Source organism: Streptomyces erythrochromogenes, assembly GCF_036170895.1.
Lineage (GTDB): Bacteria > Actinomycetota > Actinomycetes > Streptomycetales > Streptomycetaceae > Streptomyces > Streptomyces erythrochromogenes.
On the sequence record NZ_CP108036.1, the window covers coordinates 3,029,891 to 3,048,399 of the forward strand.

Below are 18,509 nucleotides of genomic sequence, written 5' to 3' on the forward strand. Positions count from 1 at the left end.
ACTGTGGAGTCAAATGCGCGACCGGGGGCGCGGCGGGTGTCCGGGCACCTGCCGCACTCCCCGGTGCGTTCACACTGCTGGGTCGTGCGGGTACTGCGGGGCGGGACTACTTGTTGATGCGCTTGGCGATCTCCGCGTCCGCCTCGGCACCGGCCTTGGCCGCGTCCTCACCCTTCAGGACCTTGGTCATGAACTCCTTGATGGGGTTCGGCTCGGTCTCGACGTTCGCCCAGCCCGCAGTGACCGGGGTGATCTTGCCGTTGACGCCGGCCTTGCCCATGGCCTCGGCGAAGGAGCCCGCGGCGGGGGTGAAGTTGGCCGCGGCCTGGTTCGGGAGCAGCGCGCCCTTGGTCTCGGCGGCGTACTTGGTCATCTGGTCCTTGCCGGCGGCGAGGGCCAGCCACTCCTTGGCGAGCTCCTTGTTCTTGGAGCGCTCGGCCACGGCGAGGTTCGAGCCGCCGAGGAAGACGGTGCTGGTCTTGTCCGCGGTCTTGCCCGGGATCGGGAAGTAGCCGAAGTCGGCTTCCTTGCCCGCGTCCTTCAGCGCCTTCTCGGCACCGCCGGCCTCCCAGCCGAGACCGATCCAGGAGGCGACGCCGCCCTTGGGGACGATGTCGGTGGACTGCTGCGGGTTGGCCTCGTCCTTGTCCTTCGGGGCGGTGGAGTAGGACTGGAGCTTCTTGTAGAACTCCATCGCGGCGCCGGCCTGCGGGGTCCCGAGGCCGCCCTTCCACTTGGCGCCGTCCTTGACGGCGAGGTCGCCGCCCTCGTCCCAGATGAGGCCGGCGAGGACGTACCAGCTCTGGCCCGGGAGGTAGATGGGCTGGGTGGCCGGGTCGGCCGCCTTCAGCTTCTCCAGGCCGGCGATCCACTCGTCGCGGGTGGTGGGCGGGGTGACGCCGGCCTTGGCGAAGGCCTTCTTGTCGTAGACGACGACGCGGTTGGCGGCGTACCAGGGGGCGGAGTAGAGCTTGCCGTCGACCTCGGCCGAGGCGAGCATGCTCTTCTGCCAGGCGTCGGCGCCGAGGGCGGCCTTGTCCTTCGTCAGGTCGGCGAGACCGCCGGTGACCGCGTAGCCGGCGGTCTGGGTGTTGCCGAGCTCAAGAACGTCCGGAGGGTTGTTCTCGGAGAGGGCCGTGGTGACCTTCTCCTGGATGCCGGTCCACTTCTGCTCCTCGACCTTGACCGTCACACCGGGGTGCTTGGCCGAGAACTCCTTGTTGACCTCGTCGATCCAGGCCTTCGGCGCGGAGCCGTCCATGACCCAGACGGTGATCTCCTTGGGACCCGCGTCGGCCTTGGCCTTGTCGTCGTCCCCATTGCCACACGCCGCGAGTCCGACCATCATGCCCGCGACACCGACCGCCGCGATGAGCTTGCGCTTCACGCCACCCTCCTCAGGGATGCCTGCCTGCACTTCCCTTGCCCGCCGCGGTGACATACGCGAAGTACTGCCGTGGGGCTGGGATCTGATCCATATTGGTGTAGACCAGTAGCTGGAGCTTGGCCTAGACCTTTAGGGGTGTCAAGGGTCTAATGAGCGGGTGCCCGGTCCGTTATCGGACCGACACCTGGGGAGAGAGAAGGCCTGTACCCCCAGTCGTGTCACCATGTGACCGCACATATCGGAGGAGCCGGTGACGGCAGCGAAACTGGAGTCGGGAAGGCGGGCGGCGATGGCCACCGAAGGGGCACTCACGGAGCCGGACGGCGGGGCAGCCACTCGCACGGCACGTGTACCCAAGTACTACCGACTCAAGCGGCACTTGCTCGACATGACGGAGACGCTGCCGCCCGGCACCCCGGTACCGCCGGAGCGCACGCTCGCGGCCGAATTCGACACCTCGCGGACCACGGTCCGCCAGGCCCTCCAGGAACTGGTCGTAGAGGGACGACTGGAGCGGATCCAGGGCAAAGGCACCTTCGTCGCCAAGCCCAAGGTCTCCCAGGCCCTGCAACTGACCTCCTACACGGAGGACATGCGGGCCCAGGGCCTGGAGCCGACCTCGCAGCTCCTCGACATCGGCTACGTGACCGCGGACGACACCCTCGCCGGACTACTCAAGATCAACACCGGGGGGCGGGTGCTGCGCATCGAGCGGCTGCGCCTGGCCAGCGGCGAGCCGATGGCCATCGAGACCACGCACCTCTCGGCCAAGCGCTTCCCCGCGCTGCGCCGGTCGCTCGCCAAGTACACCTCCCTCTACACCGCCCTCGCCGAGGTGTACGACGTCCACCTGGCGGAGGCCGAGGAGACGATCGAGACCTCGCTGGCCACCCCGCGCGAGGCCGGCCTGCTCGGCACCGACGTCGGGCTGCCGATGCTGATGCTCTCCCGGCACTCCCTGGACGCCGACGGCGAACCGGTGGAGTGGGTGCGGTCGGTGTACCGCGGCGACCGCTACAAGTTCGTCGCCAGGCTCAAGCGCCCCGCCGCCTGACACCCGTGACCCCGCCCCGCGCACCGGAATTCCGAGACCGGAATGCGGACGGGGTCTTACGTTCACCAGGCAATCCCCCGTAGATTCCGCCTGCTTACGCAGATGATCGACGAGGGGACCAGGATCATGCCTGAACCGGAAGCAACAGGTACACAACGGGCCACGGCGAGTCCGGCAACCCCATCGGGCTCGCCCTCCCCCAAGTCCATCGCCGTGTGGGTCCTCGTCGGACTCGTCGGCGCCATCGGCTGGGGCGTGCTGGCGCTCTCGCGCGGCGAGGAGATCTCCGCGGCCTGGCTGCTCGCCGCGGCCCTGGGCTCGTACGCCATCGCCTACCGCTTCTACGCCCGCTTCATCGCGCACCGCGTACTGAAGGTCGACGCGACGCGGGCCACTCCCGCCGAACGCCTTGACAACGGTGTCGACTTCCATCCCACCGACCGCCGCGTTCTCTTCGGCCACCACTTCGCCGCCGTCGCCGGCGCCGGCCCGCTCGTCGGGCCCGTGCTCGCCGCGCAGATGGGCTACCTGCCCGGAACCATCTGGATCGTCGCGGGCGTGATCTTCGCCGGCGCCGTCCAGGACATGGTGACGCTGTTCTTCTCCACCCGCCGCGACGGCCGTTCGCTCGGCCAGATGGCGCGGGACGAGATCGGCCCCGTGGGCGGAGCCGCCGCCCTGGTCGCCGTGTTCGCCATCATGATCATCCTGCTGGCGGTGCTGGCCCTGGTCATCGTCAACGCCCTGGCGCACTCGCCCTGGGGCGTCTTCTCCATCGGCATGACCATCCCGATCGCCGTCTTCATGGGCTTCTACCTGCGCGTCCTGCGGCCGGGCCGGGTCACCGAGGTCTCCCTCATCGGTGTCGCCCTGCTGCTGCTCGCCATCGTCGCGGGCGGCTGGGTCGCCGAGTCCTCCTTCGCCGGGACCTTCACCCTGGAGAAGGAGACGCTCGTCATCTGGATGGTGGTGTACGGCTTCCTGGCGTCGGTCCTGCCGGTGTGGATGCTGCTCGCGCCCCGCGACTACCTCTCCACCTTCATGAAGGTCGGCACCATCGCGCTCCTCGCGATCGGCGTGGTCATCGCGATGCCGACGCTGAAGATGCCCTCGATCACCGACTTCGCGGCCCGCGGCGACGGCCCGGTCTTCGCCGGGTCGATGTTCCCGTTCGTCTTCATCACCATCGCGTGCGGCGCGCTCTCGGGCTTCCACGCCCTGGTCTCCTCGGGCACCACCCCGAAGATGATCCAGAAGGAGACCCAGGTCCGCATGATCGGCTACGGCGCCATGCTGACCGAGTCGTTCGTCGCCGTCATGGCGATCATCGCTGCCTGCATCATCGAGCCCGGCCTCTTCTTCGCGGTGAACTCCCCTCCCGGGATCATCGGCACCACGGTCGAGTCCGCCTCGCAGGCGGTGACGAACTTCGGCTTCGCCATCTCGCCCGAGGCGCTCACCCAGGCCGCCAAGGACGTCGAGGAAGCCAGCCTGCTGTCCCGTACGGGCGGCGCGCCGACCTTCGCACTCGGAATGTCGGAGATCTTCTCCTCCGTCATCGGCGGCGCCGGGATGAAGGCCTTCTGGTACCACTTCGCGATCATGTTCGAGGCGCTCTTCATCCTGACGACGCTCGACGCGGGCACCCGCGTGGGCCGGTTCATGCTCCAGGACACCCTCGGCAACGTCCACAAGTCCTTCAAGGACGTCAGCTGGAAGCCCGGCGTGTGGTTCGCGAGCGCGATCGTGGTCGGCGCGTGGGGCTACTTCCTGTGGGTCGGCATCAAGGACCCGCTGGGCGGCATCAACCAGCTCTTCCCGCTCTTCGGCATCGCCAACCAGCTGCTGGCCGCGGTCGCGCTGGCCGTCTGCACCACGCTGCTGGTGAAGTCCGGCCGGCTCAAGTGGGCCTGGGTTACGGGCGTCCCGCTGGTCTGGGACGCCACGGTGACCCTCACCGCCAGCTACCAGAAGGTCTTCTCCGAGGACGTGAAGGTCGGCTTCTTCGCCCAGCGCGACAAGTACCAGGCGGGCATCGACGCCGACAAGGTCCTGGCCCCGGCCAAGAACATGGACGACATGCACACGATCGTCACCAACGCCACGGTGGACGGCGTGCTGTGCGCCCTCTTCGCGGTGCTGATCATCGTGGTCCTCGCGGACGCGCTCCGCACCTGCGTCAAGGCCGTCCGCGACCCGGGGTCGGCGAAGCTCTCCGAGGTCCCGTGGACCGAGTCGAAGATCGTCGCCCCGGCCGGCCTGATCGCGACCGCCGAGGAGCGGGCCCGGCTCGCCGCCGCGGCCGACCGCGATTCCGGCGGCGGGCAGGTCAAGGAGCCGGTGGGGTGAGCACCGTACGGAGCGTGCTGGCCAGGGCCAGGTTCTACGTACGGGAGTTCTCCGGGGAGGCCGCGTACGACCGGTACGTCGCCCACGCCCGCTCCCACGACCCGGACGCGGAGGTCCTCACCCGCCGCGCCTTCGAACGCGCCCGCACGGACGCCCGCGAGGCGGACCCCCGCGAGGGCTTCCGCTGCTGCTGACACATGCGAAGGGCCCCGCCGCACGACGCGGCGGGGCCCTTCGGCGTCCTCAGCGCACCCCGTCCTCGAGGGGCTCGGTCTGAAGGGTGCGGCCGACGGGGTCGGGGCGGTGCTGCCCCCGACGACGGCGCCGGGCCCCGACACCCGTCCTGCACACTCGACCGCATGGACATGGTGATCAGAACGGCGGTGCCCGCCGACTACGAGACGCTGGGCGAGATCACGGCGCAGGCCTACCTCGCCGACGGGCACCTGGACTTCAACGAGGACAACGCCTACCTCAACGTGCTCCGCGACGTGGCCGGGCGGGCCGCACTGGCCGAGGTGCTCGTCGCCGAGCGCGACGGGCAGGTGCTCGGCGGGGTGACCTTCGCCGCACCCGGCAGCCCGCTCGCCGACATCGCCGGCCCGGACGAGGCCGAGTTCCGGATGCTGGCGGTGGCCCACGCGGCCCGCGGCCAGGGCGCCGGCGAGGCCCTGGTGCGGGCGTGCATCGAGCGTGCGCGGGCCGTCGAGGGCGTCACGGGCGTCGTCCTCTCCACCCAGCGGAGCATGGCCGGGGCCCACCGGATCTACGCGCGCCTGGGCTTCGTACGCACTCCGGAGCGGGACTGGGCGCCCATCGAGGGCCTGACACTGCTCACGTATCGACTCAAGCTGTAGCCACGCCGACACAACATGTGGGGGGTCGCGCATCGGCGCCCCCCCACATGTATGCTCATGCCTGCTGTCGCCGCAGGGGAATCCGGTGTGAATCCGGAACTGTCCCGCAACGGTATGAAGTGTCCGGCATCCGGACACCAAGTCCGATGACCTGCCGACAGCGCGCCCGGATCGACCGACCCGGGTGCCGACACGTCCGGGCCTCGCGGTTGGGCCGGTGGACGCCGTGCGGTGTGCCCTCCTGCCACGCCCGCATGCGCCCGCGCCCGCCGCCGATGACCGGGCCGAGCGAGGGAGAGCTCCCGCCGTGACCATCGCGCCTTCCGCACCGCGCGCCGAGTCCGTTTCTGGCGACAACACCGAGGGCCCGGGGGCCACGCTGCTGCGTACCCTCACCGAACTTACGGCGGACCTCCCCGACACCGACCCCGGCCGCGTCGCTGCCGCCGCGCTCCGCGGCCGCAGCTCCGCCGCCGACGAGGCCGAACTGCGCGGGCTGGCCACCGAGTCCGCCGCCGGGCTCATCTCCGAGGACCCCGCGTACTCGAAGCTCGCCGCCCGCCTGCTGACGCTGGCCGTGCGCGACGAGGCCGCGAGCCAGGGCTCCACCTCGTTCTCCGCCTCCGTCGAGGTCGGCCACCGCGAGGGCCTCATCGCCGACCGCACCGCCGAGTTCGTGCGCACGCACGCGAGCCGCCTGGACGCGCTGGTCGAGCACACCCTCGCCGAGGGCGCCGACGACCGCTTCGGCTTCTTCGGCCTGCGCACCCTGCACAGCCGCTACCTGCTGCGCCACCCGATCACCCGTCAGGTCATCGAGACCCCGCAGTTCTTCATGCTGCGCGTGGCCTGCGGCCTCGCCGCGGACGAGAGCGTCCAGGCCGTCGAGGAGGTGGCCTCGCTGTACCGGCTGATGAGCCGCCTCGACTACCTGCCCTCCTCCCCCACGCTCTTCAACTCCGGCACCCGGCACCCGCAGATGTCCTCCTGCTACCTGCTGGACTCCCCGCTGGACGAGCTCGACTCGATCTACGACCGCTACCACCAGGTCGCGCGCCTGTCGAAGCACGCGGGCGGCATCGGCCTGTCGTACTCCCGCATCCGCGCCCGCGGTTCGCTGATCCGCGGCACCAACGGCCACTCCAACGGCATCGTGCCGTTCCTGAAGACGCTCGACGCCTCCGTCGCCGCCGTGAACCAGGGCGGCCGCCGCAAGGGCGCCGCCGCGGTCTACCTGGAGACCTGGCACGCGGACATCGAGGAGTTCCTGGAGCTCCGCGACAACACCGGTGAGGACCAGCGCCGCACCCACAACCTGAACCTCGCCCACTGGGTGCCGGACGAGTTCATGCGCCGCGTGAACGCCGACGCCGAGTGGTCGCTGTTCTCCCCGGCCGACGTGCCCGAGCTGGTCGACCTGTGGGGCGACGAGTTCGACGCCGCCTACCGCAAGGCCGAGGCCGACGGACTGGCCCGCAAGACCATGCCGGCCCGCGACCTGTACGGCCGGATGATGCGCACCCTCGCGCAGACCGGCCAGGGCTGGATGACCTTCAAGGACGCCTCCAACCGCACGGCGAACCAGACCGCCGAGCCGGGCACCGTCGTCCACTCCTCGAACCTGTGCACCGAGATCATCGAGGTCACCAACGACGGCGAGACGGCCGTCTGCAACCTCGGCTCGGTCAACCTCGGCGCCTTCGTCGTGGACGGCGAGATCGACTGGGAGCGGATCGACGAGACCGTCCGCACCGCCGTCACCTTCCTCGACCGCGTCGTGGACATCAACTTCTACCCGACCGAGCAGGCCGGCCGCTCCAACGCCCGCTGGCGCCCGGTCGGCCTGGGCGCGATGGGCCTCCAGGACGTCTTCTTCAAGCTGAAGCTGCCCTTCGACTCCCCCGAGGCGAAGGCCCTGTCGACCAAGCTCTCCGAGCGCATCATGCTGGCCGCGTACGAGGCCTCCTGCGACCTGGCCGAGCGCAGCGGCCCGCTGCCGGCCTGGGAGCAGACCCGCACCGCGCGCGGCGTCCTGCACCCGGACCACTACGACGTCGAGCTGAACTGGCCGGAGCGCTGGGACGCGCTGCGCGCCCGCGTCGCCGAGACCGGCATGCGCAACTCCCTGCTCCTCGCCATCGCCCCGACGGCGACCATCGCCTCGATCGCCGGCGTGTACGAGTGCATCGAGCCGCAGGTCTCCAACCTGTTCAAGCGCGAGACCCTGTCGGGCGAGTTCCTCCAGGTGAACGGCTACCTGGTGGAGGAGCTCAAGCAGCTCGGCGTGTGGGACGCCCAGACCCGTGAGGCGCTGCGCGACTCCTCCGGCTCGGTCCAGGGCTTCGGCTGGATCCCGGCCGAGGTCCGCGAGCTGTACCGCACGGCGTGGGAGATCCCGCAGCGCGGCCTGATCGACATGGCGGCGGCCCGTACGCCGTTCCTGGACCAGTCGCAGTCGCTGAACCTGTTCCTGGAGACGCCCACCATCGGCAAGCTCAGCTCGATGTACGCGTACGCCTGGAAGCAGGGCCTGAAGACCACGTACTACCTGCGTTCGCGCCCGGCGACGAAGATCGCCCGCGCCGCGCAGGCCGCCACCGCCGCTCCGGTGGCGCTCCCGCAGGCCGTCGACGCCGATGCCCTGGCCTGCTCCCTTGAGAACCCCGAGTCCTGCGAGGCCTGCCAGTAATGAGCTCCACCGACAACAAGAACCTCCTGGACCCGGGCTTCGAGCTCACGCTCCGCCCCATGCGCTACCCGGACTTCTACGAGCGCTACCGGGACGCGATCAAGAACACGTGGACGGTGGAGGAGGTCGACCTCCACTCGGACGTCGCGGACCTCGCGAAGCTGACGCCCGCCGAGCAGCACATGATCGGCCGCCTGGTCGCGTTCTTCGCGACCGGCGACTCGATCGTCTCGAACAACCTGGTGCTGACGCTCTACAAGCACATCAACTCCCCGGAGGCGCGCCTGTACCTGTCGCGCCAGCTGTTCGAGGAGGCCGTGCACGTCCAGTTCTATCTGACGCTGCTCGACACCTACCTGCCCGACCCGGACGACCGCGCGGCCGCCTTCGACGCGGTCGAGGAGATCCCCTCCATCCGCGAGAAGGCGCAGTTCTGCTTCAAGTGGATGGACTCGGTCGAGAAGATCGAGCGCCTGGAGACGGCCGCCGACCGCCGCCGCTTCCTGCTGAACCTGATCTGCTTCGCGGCGTGCATCGAGGGCCTGTTCTTCTACGGCGCCTTCGCGTACGTGTACTGGTTCCGCTCGCGCGGCCTGCTGCACGGCCTGGCCACCGGCACCAACTGGGTGTTCCGTGACGAGACCATGCACATGAACTTCGCCTTCGAGGTCGTGGACACGGTCCGCAAGGAGGAGCCCGAGCTCTTCGACGACGCCCTCCAGCAGCAGGTCACCGACATGCTGAAGGAAGCCGTGGAGGCGGAGCTGCAGTTCGGCCGCGACCTGTGCGGCGACGGCCTGCCGGGCATGAACACCGAGTCGATGCGCGAGTACCTGGAGTGCGTCGCGGACCAGCGCCTGGTCCGTCTCGGCTTCCCGCCGGTGTACGGCTCGCAGAACCCGTTCTCCTTCATGGAGCTGCAGGGTGTCCAGGAGCTGACGAACTTCTTCGAGCGCCGTCCGTCGGCCTACCAGGTCGCGGTCGAGGGCACGGTCGACCTGGACGAGGACTTCTAGTCCCGCAGGTGCACCGAGAGCCGGGACGCGAGGTGATCGCGTCCCGGCTCTTCGCGTTCCGGGGCGGTGGGGACGCCTGCGGGAGGGCGTCGGCGGGGCTCAGTGGGCGAGGCGCCCGCGGCGCCAGGCAGCGGACCGCGGGCCGTGCCGGCGCGGGGTGGGCGGCATGCCGCCCGCCTTCTGCCGCGGCAGCCACACGAGCCGGGTCCGGGCGGCCCGCAGCTGCCGGTCGATGCGCCGCTCGCGCAGGGCCCCGTAGAGGGCGGGGGCGAGCAGCAGGGTGGCGACGGCGAGGACGGCGAGGTAGCTCAGGAACGTGTTCATGTCTCCACTGTCTCTCCGTCCGCGCAACCCCGCGAGTGGCAGGACTGCCATGAAAGAGTGAATTACTGCCACACTGGATCCATGCTGAACAACGTGGCCGTGGCCCTCCTCGACGAAGTCGCCCCCTTCGAGTTCGGGATCTTCTGCGAGGTCTTCGGGATCGACCGCAGCGACCACGGGCTGCCGGTCTACGACTACGCGGTGTGCGCGGCGGAGGACGGCCCCCTGACCATGTCGGGGACCGGTTTCGCGTTCGCCCCCGCCCACGGGCCGGAGCGGCTGGAGAGCGCCGACCTGATCTGCGTGCCCGCCTTCCGCAACGCCTCCGAGCGCACCTACCCGGAGCCGCTCCTGGCCGCGCTGCGCCGCGGCGTGGAGCGCGGCGCGCGGGTGCTCAGCGTGTGCAGCGGGGCGTACGTGCTGGGGGCTGCCGGGCTGCTGGACGGCCGGCGCTGCACCACGCACTGGATGCACGCGCCGGCCCTGGCCCGGCGCTTCCCGCGGGCGCGGGTCGACCCGGACGTGCTCTACGTCGACGAGGGCCCCGTGATCACCTCGGCCGGCACCGCCTCCGGCATCGACGCCTGCCTGCACGTGGTGCGCCAGGAGCACGGCGCCGAGGTGGCCAACGCCATCGCGCGGCGGATGGTCGTGCCGCCGCACCGGGACGGCGGGCAGGCGCAGTACATCCAGCGGCCGCTGCCGCGCACGTCCTGCGACACGGTGGGCGAGGTGATCCAGTGGATGGGCCGCCACCTGGACGAGGAGATCACCGTCGAGCAGCTCGCGGAGCGCGCGCACATGTCGCCGCGGACCTTCGCCCGCCGCTTCCTCCAGGAGACCGGCACCACCCCGTACAAGTGGGTGCTGCGCCAGCGGGTGCTGCTCGCGCAGGAGTTGCTGGAGTCCACCGACCACACGGTCGACGCGATCGCCGGCCGCTCGGGCTTCGGCAACGCGGCGGCCCTGCGCCACCACTTCCTGCGGACCCTGGGCACCACGCCGAACGCCTTCAGGCGTGCCTTCCGGGGCCCGCAGGCCGCTTAGGACGAGGCCCAGGCCCTCTCTTTCGGATCTTGCCGGGCCCGCGCCGCCCAGCACCGCACCTCGCCGCGTTGTCGGGGCGCCCGAGTACGTCCAGTACTCGGGCGCCCCTCCGCCTTGCGATGCACGGCACCGGACGACGCGGGCTCTACCGACAAGATCCGAAAGAGACGGCCTAGGCGTTGGGGACGGTCTCGTAGCGCGGGGTGCCCTCCGCCATCTGGCGCAGGGCGTCCTTGCGGTCCCGCTTCGAGAGCCGGTCGATGTACAGGTAGCCGTACAGGTGGTCGGTCTCGTGCTGCAGGCAGCGGGCGAAGTAGCCGGTGCCGCGGACCTTGATCGGGTTGCCCTGGGCGTCCTGGCCCTCGACCTCGGCGTAGTCCGGGCGGGCCAGCGAGGCGTACGCCGTCGGGACGGACAGGCAGCCCTCGTTGGAGTCGTCCAGCACCCGCGAGCCGGCCGGGAGCTCGACGAGCTTCGGGTTGACCACGACACCGGTGTGGCGCACTCCCTCGTCGTCCGGGCAGTCATAGACGAAGACCTTGGCGTCCACGCCGATCTGGTTCGCGGCCAGGCCCACGCCCTCGGCGGCCTTCTGGCTGGCGAACATGTCGTCGATCAGCTGGGCCAGCTCGTCGCCGAACTCGGTGACGTCCTTGCACTCGCGGTGCAGGACCGGGTTGCCGACGACCGTGATGGGGCGGGCGGTGCCACGCTCCCGGTGGGCCAGCTCGCGCGCCTCACAGTCCTCGGTGTCCACGACGTACCCGTCGTTCACGACCTCGCCACCATCGACAACCTGGTTCTCCTGCTGCGCCATGTCCGCCGTACGCCTTCCGTAAGTCCCGGTCACCGGTGATCGCCGATGGCCACCGATGTGCCCGTACAGCCTACGGCCCCGTTTCAGCAGACTTCTTCGAGATCCCGCCACTCGCGGCTGTCCGGGCTGTCGGCGACCCAGCCGTCGAGGAGTCCGCGCACGAGTCCGGCCGGCGCGGCGATGCCGCATTCGCGCTCCGGCACCCACAGGGAGCCGGAGCCGGCCGTACGGTGCCCCAGCGGCCCGGGGTGTCCCGGCTCGCTGTGGTCGTGTGGATCCAGGTGCTCGCCGTCGCCCTCGTCGCTCGGCATCTCGCTCTCCGAGCAGGTCCGGCACAGCAGCCGCACCGACGAGGACCAGTCCTCGGCGGCGAAGCCCGCGTCCGAGGCCAGCTGCTCCAGCGCGTCGCGGTCCGCCTCGGTGGCCGCCTCCAGCAGCACCACCCAGGTCGGCACCGGCGAGGGCGCCCACAGCTCGATCTCGTCGAACACCGGGTACGAGGGGCCTGCCGCGGTCACCCGCTCGCCGTGCGGGACCCCGTCGTGGAGAACGACCTCGCCCCAGCGCCGCCCCGAGGAGGGCAGCGGGATCGACAGGACCTCCAGGCGGGCCGGATCCAGCCTGCGGCCCCACACCACCTCGGCCTCGCCCTCCGGCGAGAGCCGCACGGCGGCGCTGCCGAGTTCCATGCCGACCGGTTCGCCGTTCCCGCTGCCGTGGGGGTCGCCGGGCACCTTCAGGCCGTACGCCTGCCAGGCCCGCCGGGCCAGTGGCCAGTCCTGGAGCGCGGTGGCGGCGATCCCGACGTTCCACCAGTCCGGGGCGCCGGTCTCGCGGTCCAGCAGCGCCACGGCGCGCAGTCCGGCGGCCCTCGCCTGCTCCCAGTCGTGCCGGAACTTGTGCAGCAGGGCCAGGTTGAACCAGGACTCGGAGAGCCAGGGCTCCAGGTCCGCGGCTCTGGTCAGAAGCGCGCCGGCGTCCTCGTACCGCCCGTCGCCGATCAGCGTGAACGCGCGGTCGGTGGCCTGCCGCCACGAGGCGGAGGGCCGATGCCGTACCTTCCCGAAGATCCTCACGATTCCCGCCTGCCTGGGGGCACCCTCCCAGCGGTGGCTGGGGGACTACGGTGCAGCCTTGCGGACACTCTTACTGGCATCCAACCATGCCCACTCGGACGGCCGCTCATTACCCATGGGTTACCCCGGTGGGACGGGCACCACTCTGCCACGTCCGCCCCTGGCCAGAACCCTCGCCAGGCATTCGACGACCTCCGGCTGGTAATCGTGCCCGGTCCCCAGACGGAGCTGTTCCAGAGCGGCCAGTGAGCCGCCCGGGTGACGACTCCCGCCGACGAGGTCGTCGTACGCGTTGACCGCGCGCACGATGCGGGCGAGCGGGGGCTGCTCCCGGTACGGGTCCGCCTGCCGCTCCACCACCACGGCGACCTCGGCGGGCACCCCGGTCTGCCGGGCCACCTCCCCGCCCAGCCCGGCGATCCGGCGGGCCTCGGCGGCGGGCAGCTCGGCGGTGGCCCCGTCCGGCACCGGGTCGACCAGGGAGAGCTGGCCGATGTCGTGCATCAGGGCGGCGTACTCCAGCACCGTGAGCTCCCGCTCCGACAGGCCCAGCTCCCGGCCGACGGCGCAGCTCAGGGCCGCGACACGGCGGGAGTGGCCCGGCGGGGTGTACCCGGCGATCTCGGTGGCCCGGGCCAGGGAGGTGATGGTCTGGCGGTAGGTGGTGCGGATCGCGGTGATCCGGTGGAAGGACAGCTGGGTCAGCAGGAGCGGCACGCTGAAGACGGGGATGGCCCACAGGCCCGCGACGGCCGCGCCGAGCGCGATGACGACGCCGGTGGCGCAGATCGCCGGGCCGATGCCGAGCTGGGCGCGGAGCCCGTCGCGCAGCAGGGGCCCGTACGGGCGGCCCGTGCGGGCACCGCCGAGAGCGGTGGCGAGCACGGCGTCGCACAGGGCGGTGAGGCCCAGCAGGAGCAGCAGGAAGACGACGAGGTACGGTCCCTGGCCGACCCGCTCCTCCAGCAGGCCGGAGTTGTAGAGCGGCTGGAAGCAGGCGGCGGCGAAGGCGACGGTGAGCACCCGGCGGGCCAGGTGGTCGGCGGCGGGCCCGCGGCCGCGGGCCACGTGCGGGACGATCCCGGCGAGGGCGGCCGCGGCGACGACGGCGACGGTCTCCAGGACCCCGTGGTGGGTCGGCCGGCCGGCGTTCTGGCCGAGCAGGGCGTAGGCGAGGGCGCCGGCCGAGCCGAGCGGGGCGCCCTGGTGGTCGGGGGCGCCCGGCCGGTCCCTGCGGGCGAGTTCGCCGACGGCGACCAGGGTGCCGAAGGCCAGGGCGGCCCCGGGTTCGGCCAGGCCGTGCCACAGGGTGTGGGCCAGGGCGACGGCGGCGAGCGCCCCGGCCGCGGCGTGCACGGCCCAGGCGGCGGCCCCCCTCACCGCCCGCCCCGGGCGGGCGGGAACGGGTCCTCGGCGCCGCTCGGCCCCGCACCGGCCCGGCGGCCCGCCGGAACACCGGGACCGGGACCGGAAGCGGAACCGCGGGCGGGACCAGGGCCGGGGCCCGGCCGGGAGCCCTGGCCGTGCGGCGCGGCCGGCTCCGCCGCCGCGGTGGGAGCCCCGGCGGGGCCCCCGGCGGCGGAACTGATCACCTGGAGGTCGTCGTCCGAGGTGACCACCGGGTGCCAGCCGTGTCGGCCGATCGCGTCCGTCAGGGCCCGCACCATCGCCGGATCGAACTGGGCCCCCGCGCACCGCTCCAGCTCGGCGAGGGCGGTGGGCACCGGCCGGGCCCGGCTGTACGAGCGGGTCGAGGTCATGGCGTCGAAGGCGTCGGCCACCGCCACCACCCGGGCCAGCACCGGGATCTGCTCGCCGGTCAGCCCGTACGGATAGCCGGTGCCGTCGACCCGTTCGTGGTGGTGCAGGATCGCGGACCTGGCCTCGCCCAGGAAGCCGATGCCGCGCACCATCTCGTGCCCGTACTCGGGGTGCAGCTCGATGATCCGGCGCTCCTGCGGGGTGAGCGGACCGTCCTTGCGCAGCAGCCGGGTCGGGACGCCGAGCTTGCCGACGTCGTGCAGGATGCCGGCGATGCGCACCACTTCCAGCCGGTCCTCGGCCATCCCCAGCTCGCGGGCGATCATGGTGGAGGCCTGGCCGACCCGTTCGCTGTGGCCGCGCGTGTAGCGGTCCTTGATGTCGACGGCCTGGACGAGGGCCCGGATGGTGGCCTGGTGGGCGGCGCGCTCGCGCTGGTACTGGGCGAAGACCCAGCAGGAGACGTACATCGGCAGCAGGACGAGCAGCGCGGCCGGGACCCCGTACGGGCTGCGCCACATGACGGCCATCATCAGGCCGGCGAGGCCGTGGACGCAGTGCGGGGCGAGGGAGCCGGCGACCAGGCCGTGCCAGGCGGTGGCGGCGGGCCTGCGCTCGGCGGCGGCCAGGATGCCCCCGTCGAGCGCGGTGACCACCAGGCAGAAGGCGGTGGCCGCCGCCGTCGCGGGGAGCATCGCGTAGGGGAAGTCGGCCGGCCACCCGGGGTGCCCGGCCCCGGAGGAGAGCCCTCCGCCGAGCGCGGCCGGGCCGTCCAGCAGCCGGAAAACCTGTCCCGCCGCCCATGCGCCGATGGCCTGCTGGGCTCCGTGCCACACCCGGCGCACCGTGGCGGGCCGCCGGACCACGGTGGCGGCGAAGCCTCCGGGCAGCGCCACGAGCGCGGCGGCGGCGGGCGGCAGCAGGAAGACGGCGGCGAGCACCACGGGGAGGAAGGAGCCGGTGCCCTCGGGCACCCGCCCGCCCGGCAGCGGGCAGAGCTTCACGAGTTCGCAGCCGAGGTAGAGCACGGCGAGGAGGATGACGGCCGGCCAGGGCGTGGCGGGATCCGTCAGGGCCGGGGCGGTGCAGGCGAGTGCCGCCAGGACGGCACTGAGGACGAATCCGCGCGCGGCCGGCGGAAGATCCCGCATGGCGCTCTCCTCCCCTGGGCCGTTCAAGCCGGGTGCCGGTGCCGAATCGAACCGGTACCGATTGGGGAGAATAGGTGGGCCCGGAGCGGGGCGGGCCGCATTTTCGTATTGCGCCATGCGGACGCCCCCGGATTAGCACATTCGGGTGAATGAACTGATCTTCCGGGGGCGGGTGTTCAGCCGTTCGACGGATACCGGAGCGGTCAGCCGGGCGCGGGATTGTCGGCGGTGACGTCGTGGTCGGGCACCGCCTGCCCCGACCGGATCAGCTCGATCCGGCCCATCACCTTCGACCGCAGGTCGGTCGGCACGTCGTCCGACCCGCAGCAGCGCTTGACCAGCTTCTTCACGGCCTGTTCCAGGCCGTACTTCTCCAGACAGGGGTTGCACTCGCCGAAGTGGGTCTCGAACTTCGTGCAGTCGCTGTCGGGCATCTCATGGTCGAGGAACTCGTACAGGTGGTCCAGGACCTCAGAGCACTCTGTCTCGTGCGGCTCTCCGCAACTCATGAGCCCGCGCCTTTCCGGTCGTTCGCCTCGCCCGCGCCCGCGGGAACCAGCCCGCGCTCACGGGCGTAGTCCTCCAGCATTCCGCGGAGTTGACGGCGGCCACGGTGCAGTCGCGACATGACCGTTCCGATGGGTGTACCCATGATGTCCGCGATCTCCTTGTACGCAAAGCCCTCTACGTCTGCAAGATAGACCGCGATGCGGAACTCTTCCGGAATGGCCTGCAGCGCTTCCTTCACATCCGAGTCGGGCAGGTGGTCGAGCGCCTGCGACTCGGCCGAGCGCAGTCCGGTCGACATGTGCGACTCGGCGCGCGCCAGCTGCCAGTCCTCGATCTCCTCCGCGGCGCTGCGCTGCGGCTCGCGCTGCTTCTTGCGGTAGGAGTTGATGAACGTGTTGGTCAGGATGCGGTACAGCCACGCCTTCAGGTTGGTGCCCTCGCGGAACTGGTGGAAGGACGCGTACGCCTTCGCGTACGTCTCCTGGACCAGGTCCTCGGCGTCGGCCGGGTTGCGCGTCATGCGCAGCGCGGCCGAGTACATCTGGTCGAGGTAGCCGAGGGCGTCCCGTTCGAAGCGCGCGTTGCGCTCCAGGGTCGTCTCCTCCGCGTGGCCTTCGTCGGTCCCAGCGACAGGACCCACCTCCTCCGACTGCGTGGCGGCTCCGAAAGCGGATCCGCTCGAATCGGAGAATAGTCGACCTTCCCGGCCCCCCGCCGCCCGAAGCGGGCTGCGCTTGGGGGCGGGCAGCACCGTCCAGTCCAGGTCAGCGGCCTGCGGACGGTTCTGGCTGATGACCTGGGTCATGCGCTCCCTCTCCTCCGACGTTCCGTACGTACCGACATCCGAGACAACAGAGGCGCGGGGCGGCGCATTCCCCGGCGCGCCACGGGTTTTCGGCCTTCGACGGGCCGGAACCTGCAGGTGTGGTCCGCGTCACGCGGTGAGCCGCGCGAGCCACTCCCCGACCGCGTCGGTGATCGTCCGCAGTGCCTCCTCCTGGGTGGTGGCGGCCTTCTTCGGCACGGCGAACCCGTGATCGCCGTGGGCCACCTCCACGAGCTCGTACGGGTGCCTCCCGCCCGGCGCCGGGAACTCCTCGGGACGGCCGAAGGGGTCCCGGCCGCCCTGGACCACGAGGGCGGGCCGGCCCGCGCCGGTGAGCTCCTCGGCGCGGGACTTCTCGGGCCGGCCCGGCGGGTGCAGCGGGAACGCCAGGGCCAGTACCCCGGCGGCGTCCAGTTCCGCGGCGGTGCGGCAGGCCACGCGGGCCCCGGCGCTGCGCCCGCCCGCGACCACGGGCAGCCCGGGTCGGGTGAGCGCCGGCCACAGCCCGCGCCAGCCCTCGTCCAGCACCTTGGGCGCGGCGGCGACCTTCTTCCCGGCGACCCGCCAGGGCTGTTCGACGAGCGCCACCGTGATCCCGCGGGCGGGCAGGGCGGCGGCCAGCGCCTGCAGGTCCCGGGCCTCGATGCCGCCGCCGGCTCCGTGGCTCACGGCGAGGACGAGCCGGGCCCCGGGAGCGGTGTGCCAGGTGATGCGGGCCTCGCCCGCCGGGGTGTCGACACTCTCGGTACGCGTGGTCATGCCCCCATCGTGCCGTCCCGGCCGGTCAGAAGAGGGTGCCCTCCTCCGGCGCGGCCAGCTCCGTCAGCAGTTCCGGCCCGTTGTTGCGCACGCTGCTCACCGCCGTGGACACCGGGTAGGCGCGCATCAGGCCGCCCGGCGGCGGCGCGAGCAGCTCCCGCAGGGAGCCCTCGGTGTCGGTGTTCGCGGGGTCCAGCCAGGCGTCCCAGCGGTCGGGGGTGAGCATCAGCGGCATCCGCGGGTGGATCTCGGACAGCGTGCGCGGTCCTTCGGCGGGGGCGACGCCCAGCGGCCCCGTCTCGGCCTCGGTGGTGATCACCGAGCAGGTCACCCACCAGGCGAGGGGGTGCTCGTCGGGCAGGGTCCGGTCGCGCCAGAACTCGTATATGCCGGCCATGGCGAACAGGGAGCCGTCGGCGGGGAGCACGAAGTAGGGCTGCTTGCGGGCCCGCTTCTTCCTGCCCTCCACCTCCAGCTGCCGCTCGTCGTGGGCGGTGACCCACTCGTAGTAGCCGTCGGCGGGGATGATGCAGCGGCGCTGCGCGAACGCCCGGCGGAAGGACGGCTTCTCGTGCAGGGTCTCCGACCGGGCGTTGATCATCCGGGCGGCGCCGTCGGGGTTCTTGGCCCAGGAGGGCACGAGTCCCCATTTCAGGACGCGCAGCTGGCGAACCGGACGCGGGTGCGAAGCGTCCTTCACAGGGCGGTCGAGGACGACGTGGACCTCCTTCGTCGGCGCCACGTTGAAGTCGGGGGCCAGGGCCTCCTCCGGCTCCCACTTCTCGATGCCGAAGGCCTCCACGAGGTCCTGCGGTCCACGACTGGCTGCATACCGTCCGCACATGGCTGCCACACTGCCATGTCCCCCGCACACCACCGCAAGGAG

The 18,509-nt window shown here is 71.6% G+C and carries 17 protein-coding genes and 1 riboswitch; of the genes, 7 read left to right on the forward strand and 10 right to left on the reverse strand.

Annotated elements, in window-relative coordinates:
• Positions 1–106: 106 nt before the first annotated feature.
• Positions 107–1,387 carry an extracellular solute-binding protein gene (locus tag OHA91_RS13430; RefSeq protein ID WP_031151619.1) on the reverse strand — a complete coding sequence of 427 codons (1,281 nt, stop codon included), beginning with the start codon at positions 1,385–1,387 and terminating at the stop codon, positions 107–109.
• 289 nt (positions 1,388–1,676) lie between these two features.
• Here OHA91_RS13430 and OHA91_RS13435 point away from each other — a divergent pair, with 289 nt between their 5' ends.
• From OHA91_RS13435 to OHA91_RS13460, 6 genes are all read left to right on the forward strand, one after another.
• Entirely contained in the window at positions 1,677–2,441 is a 765-nt protein-coding gene (locus tag OHA91_RS13435) for a GntR family transcriptional regulator (protein ID WP_031151618.1), read from the forward strand.
• A 102-nt stretch (positions 2,442–2,543) separates the two neighbouring features.
• Positions 2,544–4,790 (forward strand): carbon starvation CstA family protein, encoded by a 2,247-nt coding sequence (locus OHA91_RS13440; protein ID WP_408059167.1) that lies wholly within the window; start codon positions 2,544–2,546, stop codon positions 4,788–4,790.
• Positions 4,787–4,984 (forward strand): CstA-like transporter-associated (seleno)protein, encoded by a 198-nt coding sequence (locus tag OHA91_RS13445; RefSeq protein ID WP_030016682.1) that lies wholly within the window; start codon positions 4,787–4,789, stop codon positions 4,982–4,984. Before OHA91_RS13440 ends, OHA91_RS13445 begins: the two co-directional genes overlap by 4 nt.
• 165 nt (positions 4,985–5,149) lie before the next feature.
• Complete coding sequence (locus tag OHA91_RS13450) at positions 5,150–5,647, forward strand: GNAT family N-acetyltransferase (RefSeq protein ID WP_328739278.1); 498 nt, start codon at positions 5,150–5,152, stop codon at positions 5,645–5,647.
• Between the two features lie 51 nt (positions 5,648–5,698).
• A riboswitch (cobalamin riboswitch) is annotated at positions 5,699–5,820 on the forward strand.
• A gap of 134 nt (positions 5,821–5,954) precedes the next feature.
• Positions 5,955–8,336 carry a ribonucleoside-diphosphate reductase subunit alpha gene (locus tag OHA91_RS13455; RefSeq protein ID WP_031151616.1) on the forward strand — a complete coding sequence of 794 codons (2,382 nt, stop codon included), beginning with the start codon at positions 5,955–5,957 and terminating at the stop codon, positions 8,334–8,336.
• Positions 8,336–9,352: a ribonucleotide-diphosphate reductase subunit beta gene (locus OHA91_RS13460; RefSeq protein WP_031151615.1), complete on the forward strand. Its 1,017-nt coding sequence runs from the start codon at positions 8,336–8,338 to the stop codon at positions 9,350–9,352. The genes OHA91_RS13455 and OHA91_RS13460 overlap by 1 nt, the downstream gene beginning before the upstream one ends.
• 99 nt (positions 9,353–9,451) lie before the next feature.
• On the opposite strand, the gene OHA91_RS13465 is transcribed toward OHA91_RS13460, so the two are convergent.
• On the reverse strand, positions 9,452–9,676 hold the full coding sequence (locus OHA91_RS13465) for a hypothetical protein (RefSeq protein ID WP_037632503.1): 225 nt from the start codon (positions 9,674–9,676) through the stop codon (positions 9,452–9,454).
• An 81-nt stretch (positions 9,677–9,757) separates the two neighbouring features.
• On the opposite strand from OHA91_RS13465, the gene OHA91_RS13470 reads away from it, so the two are divergent.
• Positions 9,758–10,723, forward strand: a complete 966-nt coding sequence (locus OHA91_RS13470; protein WP_031151613.1) for a helix-turn-helix domain-containing protein — start codon at positions 9,758–9,760, stop codon at positions 10,721–10,723.
• A gap of 172 nt (positions 10,724–10,895) precedes the next feature.
• On the opposite strand, the gene def is transcribed toward OHA91_RS13470, so the two are convergent.
• From def to OHA91_RS13510, 8 genes are all read right to left on the reverse strand, one after another.
• Positions 10,896–11,540 carry a peptide deformylase gene (gene def / locus OHA91_RS13475; RefSeq protein ID WP_031151611.1) on the reverse strand — a complete coding sequence of 215 codons (645 nt, stop codon included), beginning with the start codon at positions 11,538–11,540 and terminating at the stop codon, positions 10,896–10,898.
• 83 nt (positions 11,541–11,623) lie between these two features.
• Positions 11,624–12,616, reverse strand: coding sequence for a tetratricopeptide repeat protein (locus tag OHA91_RS13480; RefSeq protein WP_031151610.1), 993 nt, complete (start codon positions 12,614–12,616; stop codon positions 11,624–11,626).
• A 120-nt stretch (positions 12,617–12,736) separates the two neighbouring features.
• Complete coding sequence (locus tag OHA91_RS13485; RefSeq protein WP_031151609.1) at positions 12,737–13,996, reverse strand: HD domain-containing protein; 1,260 nt, start codon at positions 13,994–13,996, stop codon at positions 12,737–12,739.
• On the reverse strand, positions 13,993–15,528 hold the full coding sequence (locus OHA91_RS13490; protein ID WP_328739279.1) for an HD-GYP domain-containing protein: 1,536 nt from the start codon (positions 15,526–15,528) through the stop codon (positions 13,993–13,995). Before OHA91_RS13490 ends, OHA91_RS13485 begins: the two co-directional genes overlap by 4 nt.
• A gap of 203 nt (positions 15,529–15,731) precedes the next feature.
• Positions 15,732–16,037 carry a mycothiol system anti-sigma-R factor gene (gene rsrA / locus OHA91_RS13495; RefSeq protein WP_030658812.1) on the reverse strand — a complete coding sequence of 102 codons (306 nt, stop codon included), beginning with the start codon at positions 16,035–16,037 and terminating at the stop codon, positions 15,732–15,734.
• Complete coding sequence (locus OHA91_RS13500; RefSeq protein ID WP_031151607.1) at positions 16,034–16,678, reverse strand: sigma-70 family RNA polymerase sigma factor; 645 nt, start codon at positions 16,676–16,678, stop codon at positions 16,034–16,036. Before OHA91_RS13500 ends, rsrA begins: the two co-directional genes overlap by 4 nt.
• Before the next feature lie 294 nt (positions 16,679–16,972).
• Positions 16,973–17,623 carry an alpha/beta hydrolase family protein gene (locus tag OHA91_RS13505; RefSeq protein ID WP_031151604.1) on the reverse strand — a complete coding sequence of 217 codons (651 nt, stop codon included), beginning with the start codon at positions 17,621–17,623 and terminating at the stop codon, positions 16,973–16,975.
• 25 nt (positions 17,624–17,648) lie between these two features.
• Positions 17,649–18,467: an SOS response-associated peptidase gene (locus OHA91_RS13510; protein ID WP_031151602.1), complete on the reverse strand. Its 819-nt coding sequence runs from the start codon at positions 18,465–18,467 to the stop codon at positions 17,649–17,651.
• Positions 18,468–18,509 lie beyond the last annotated feature (42 nt).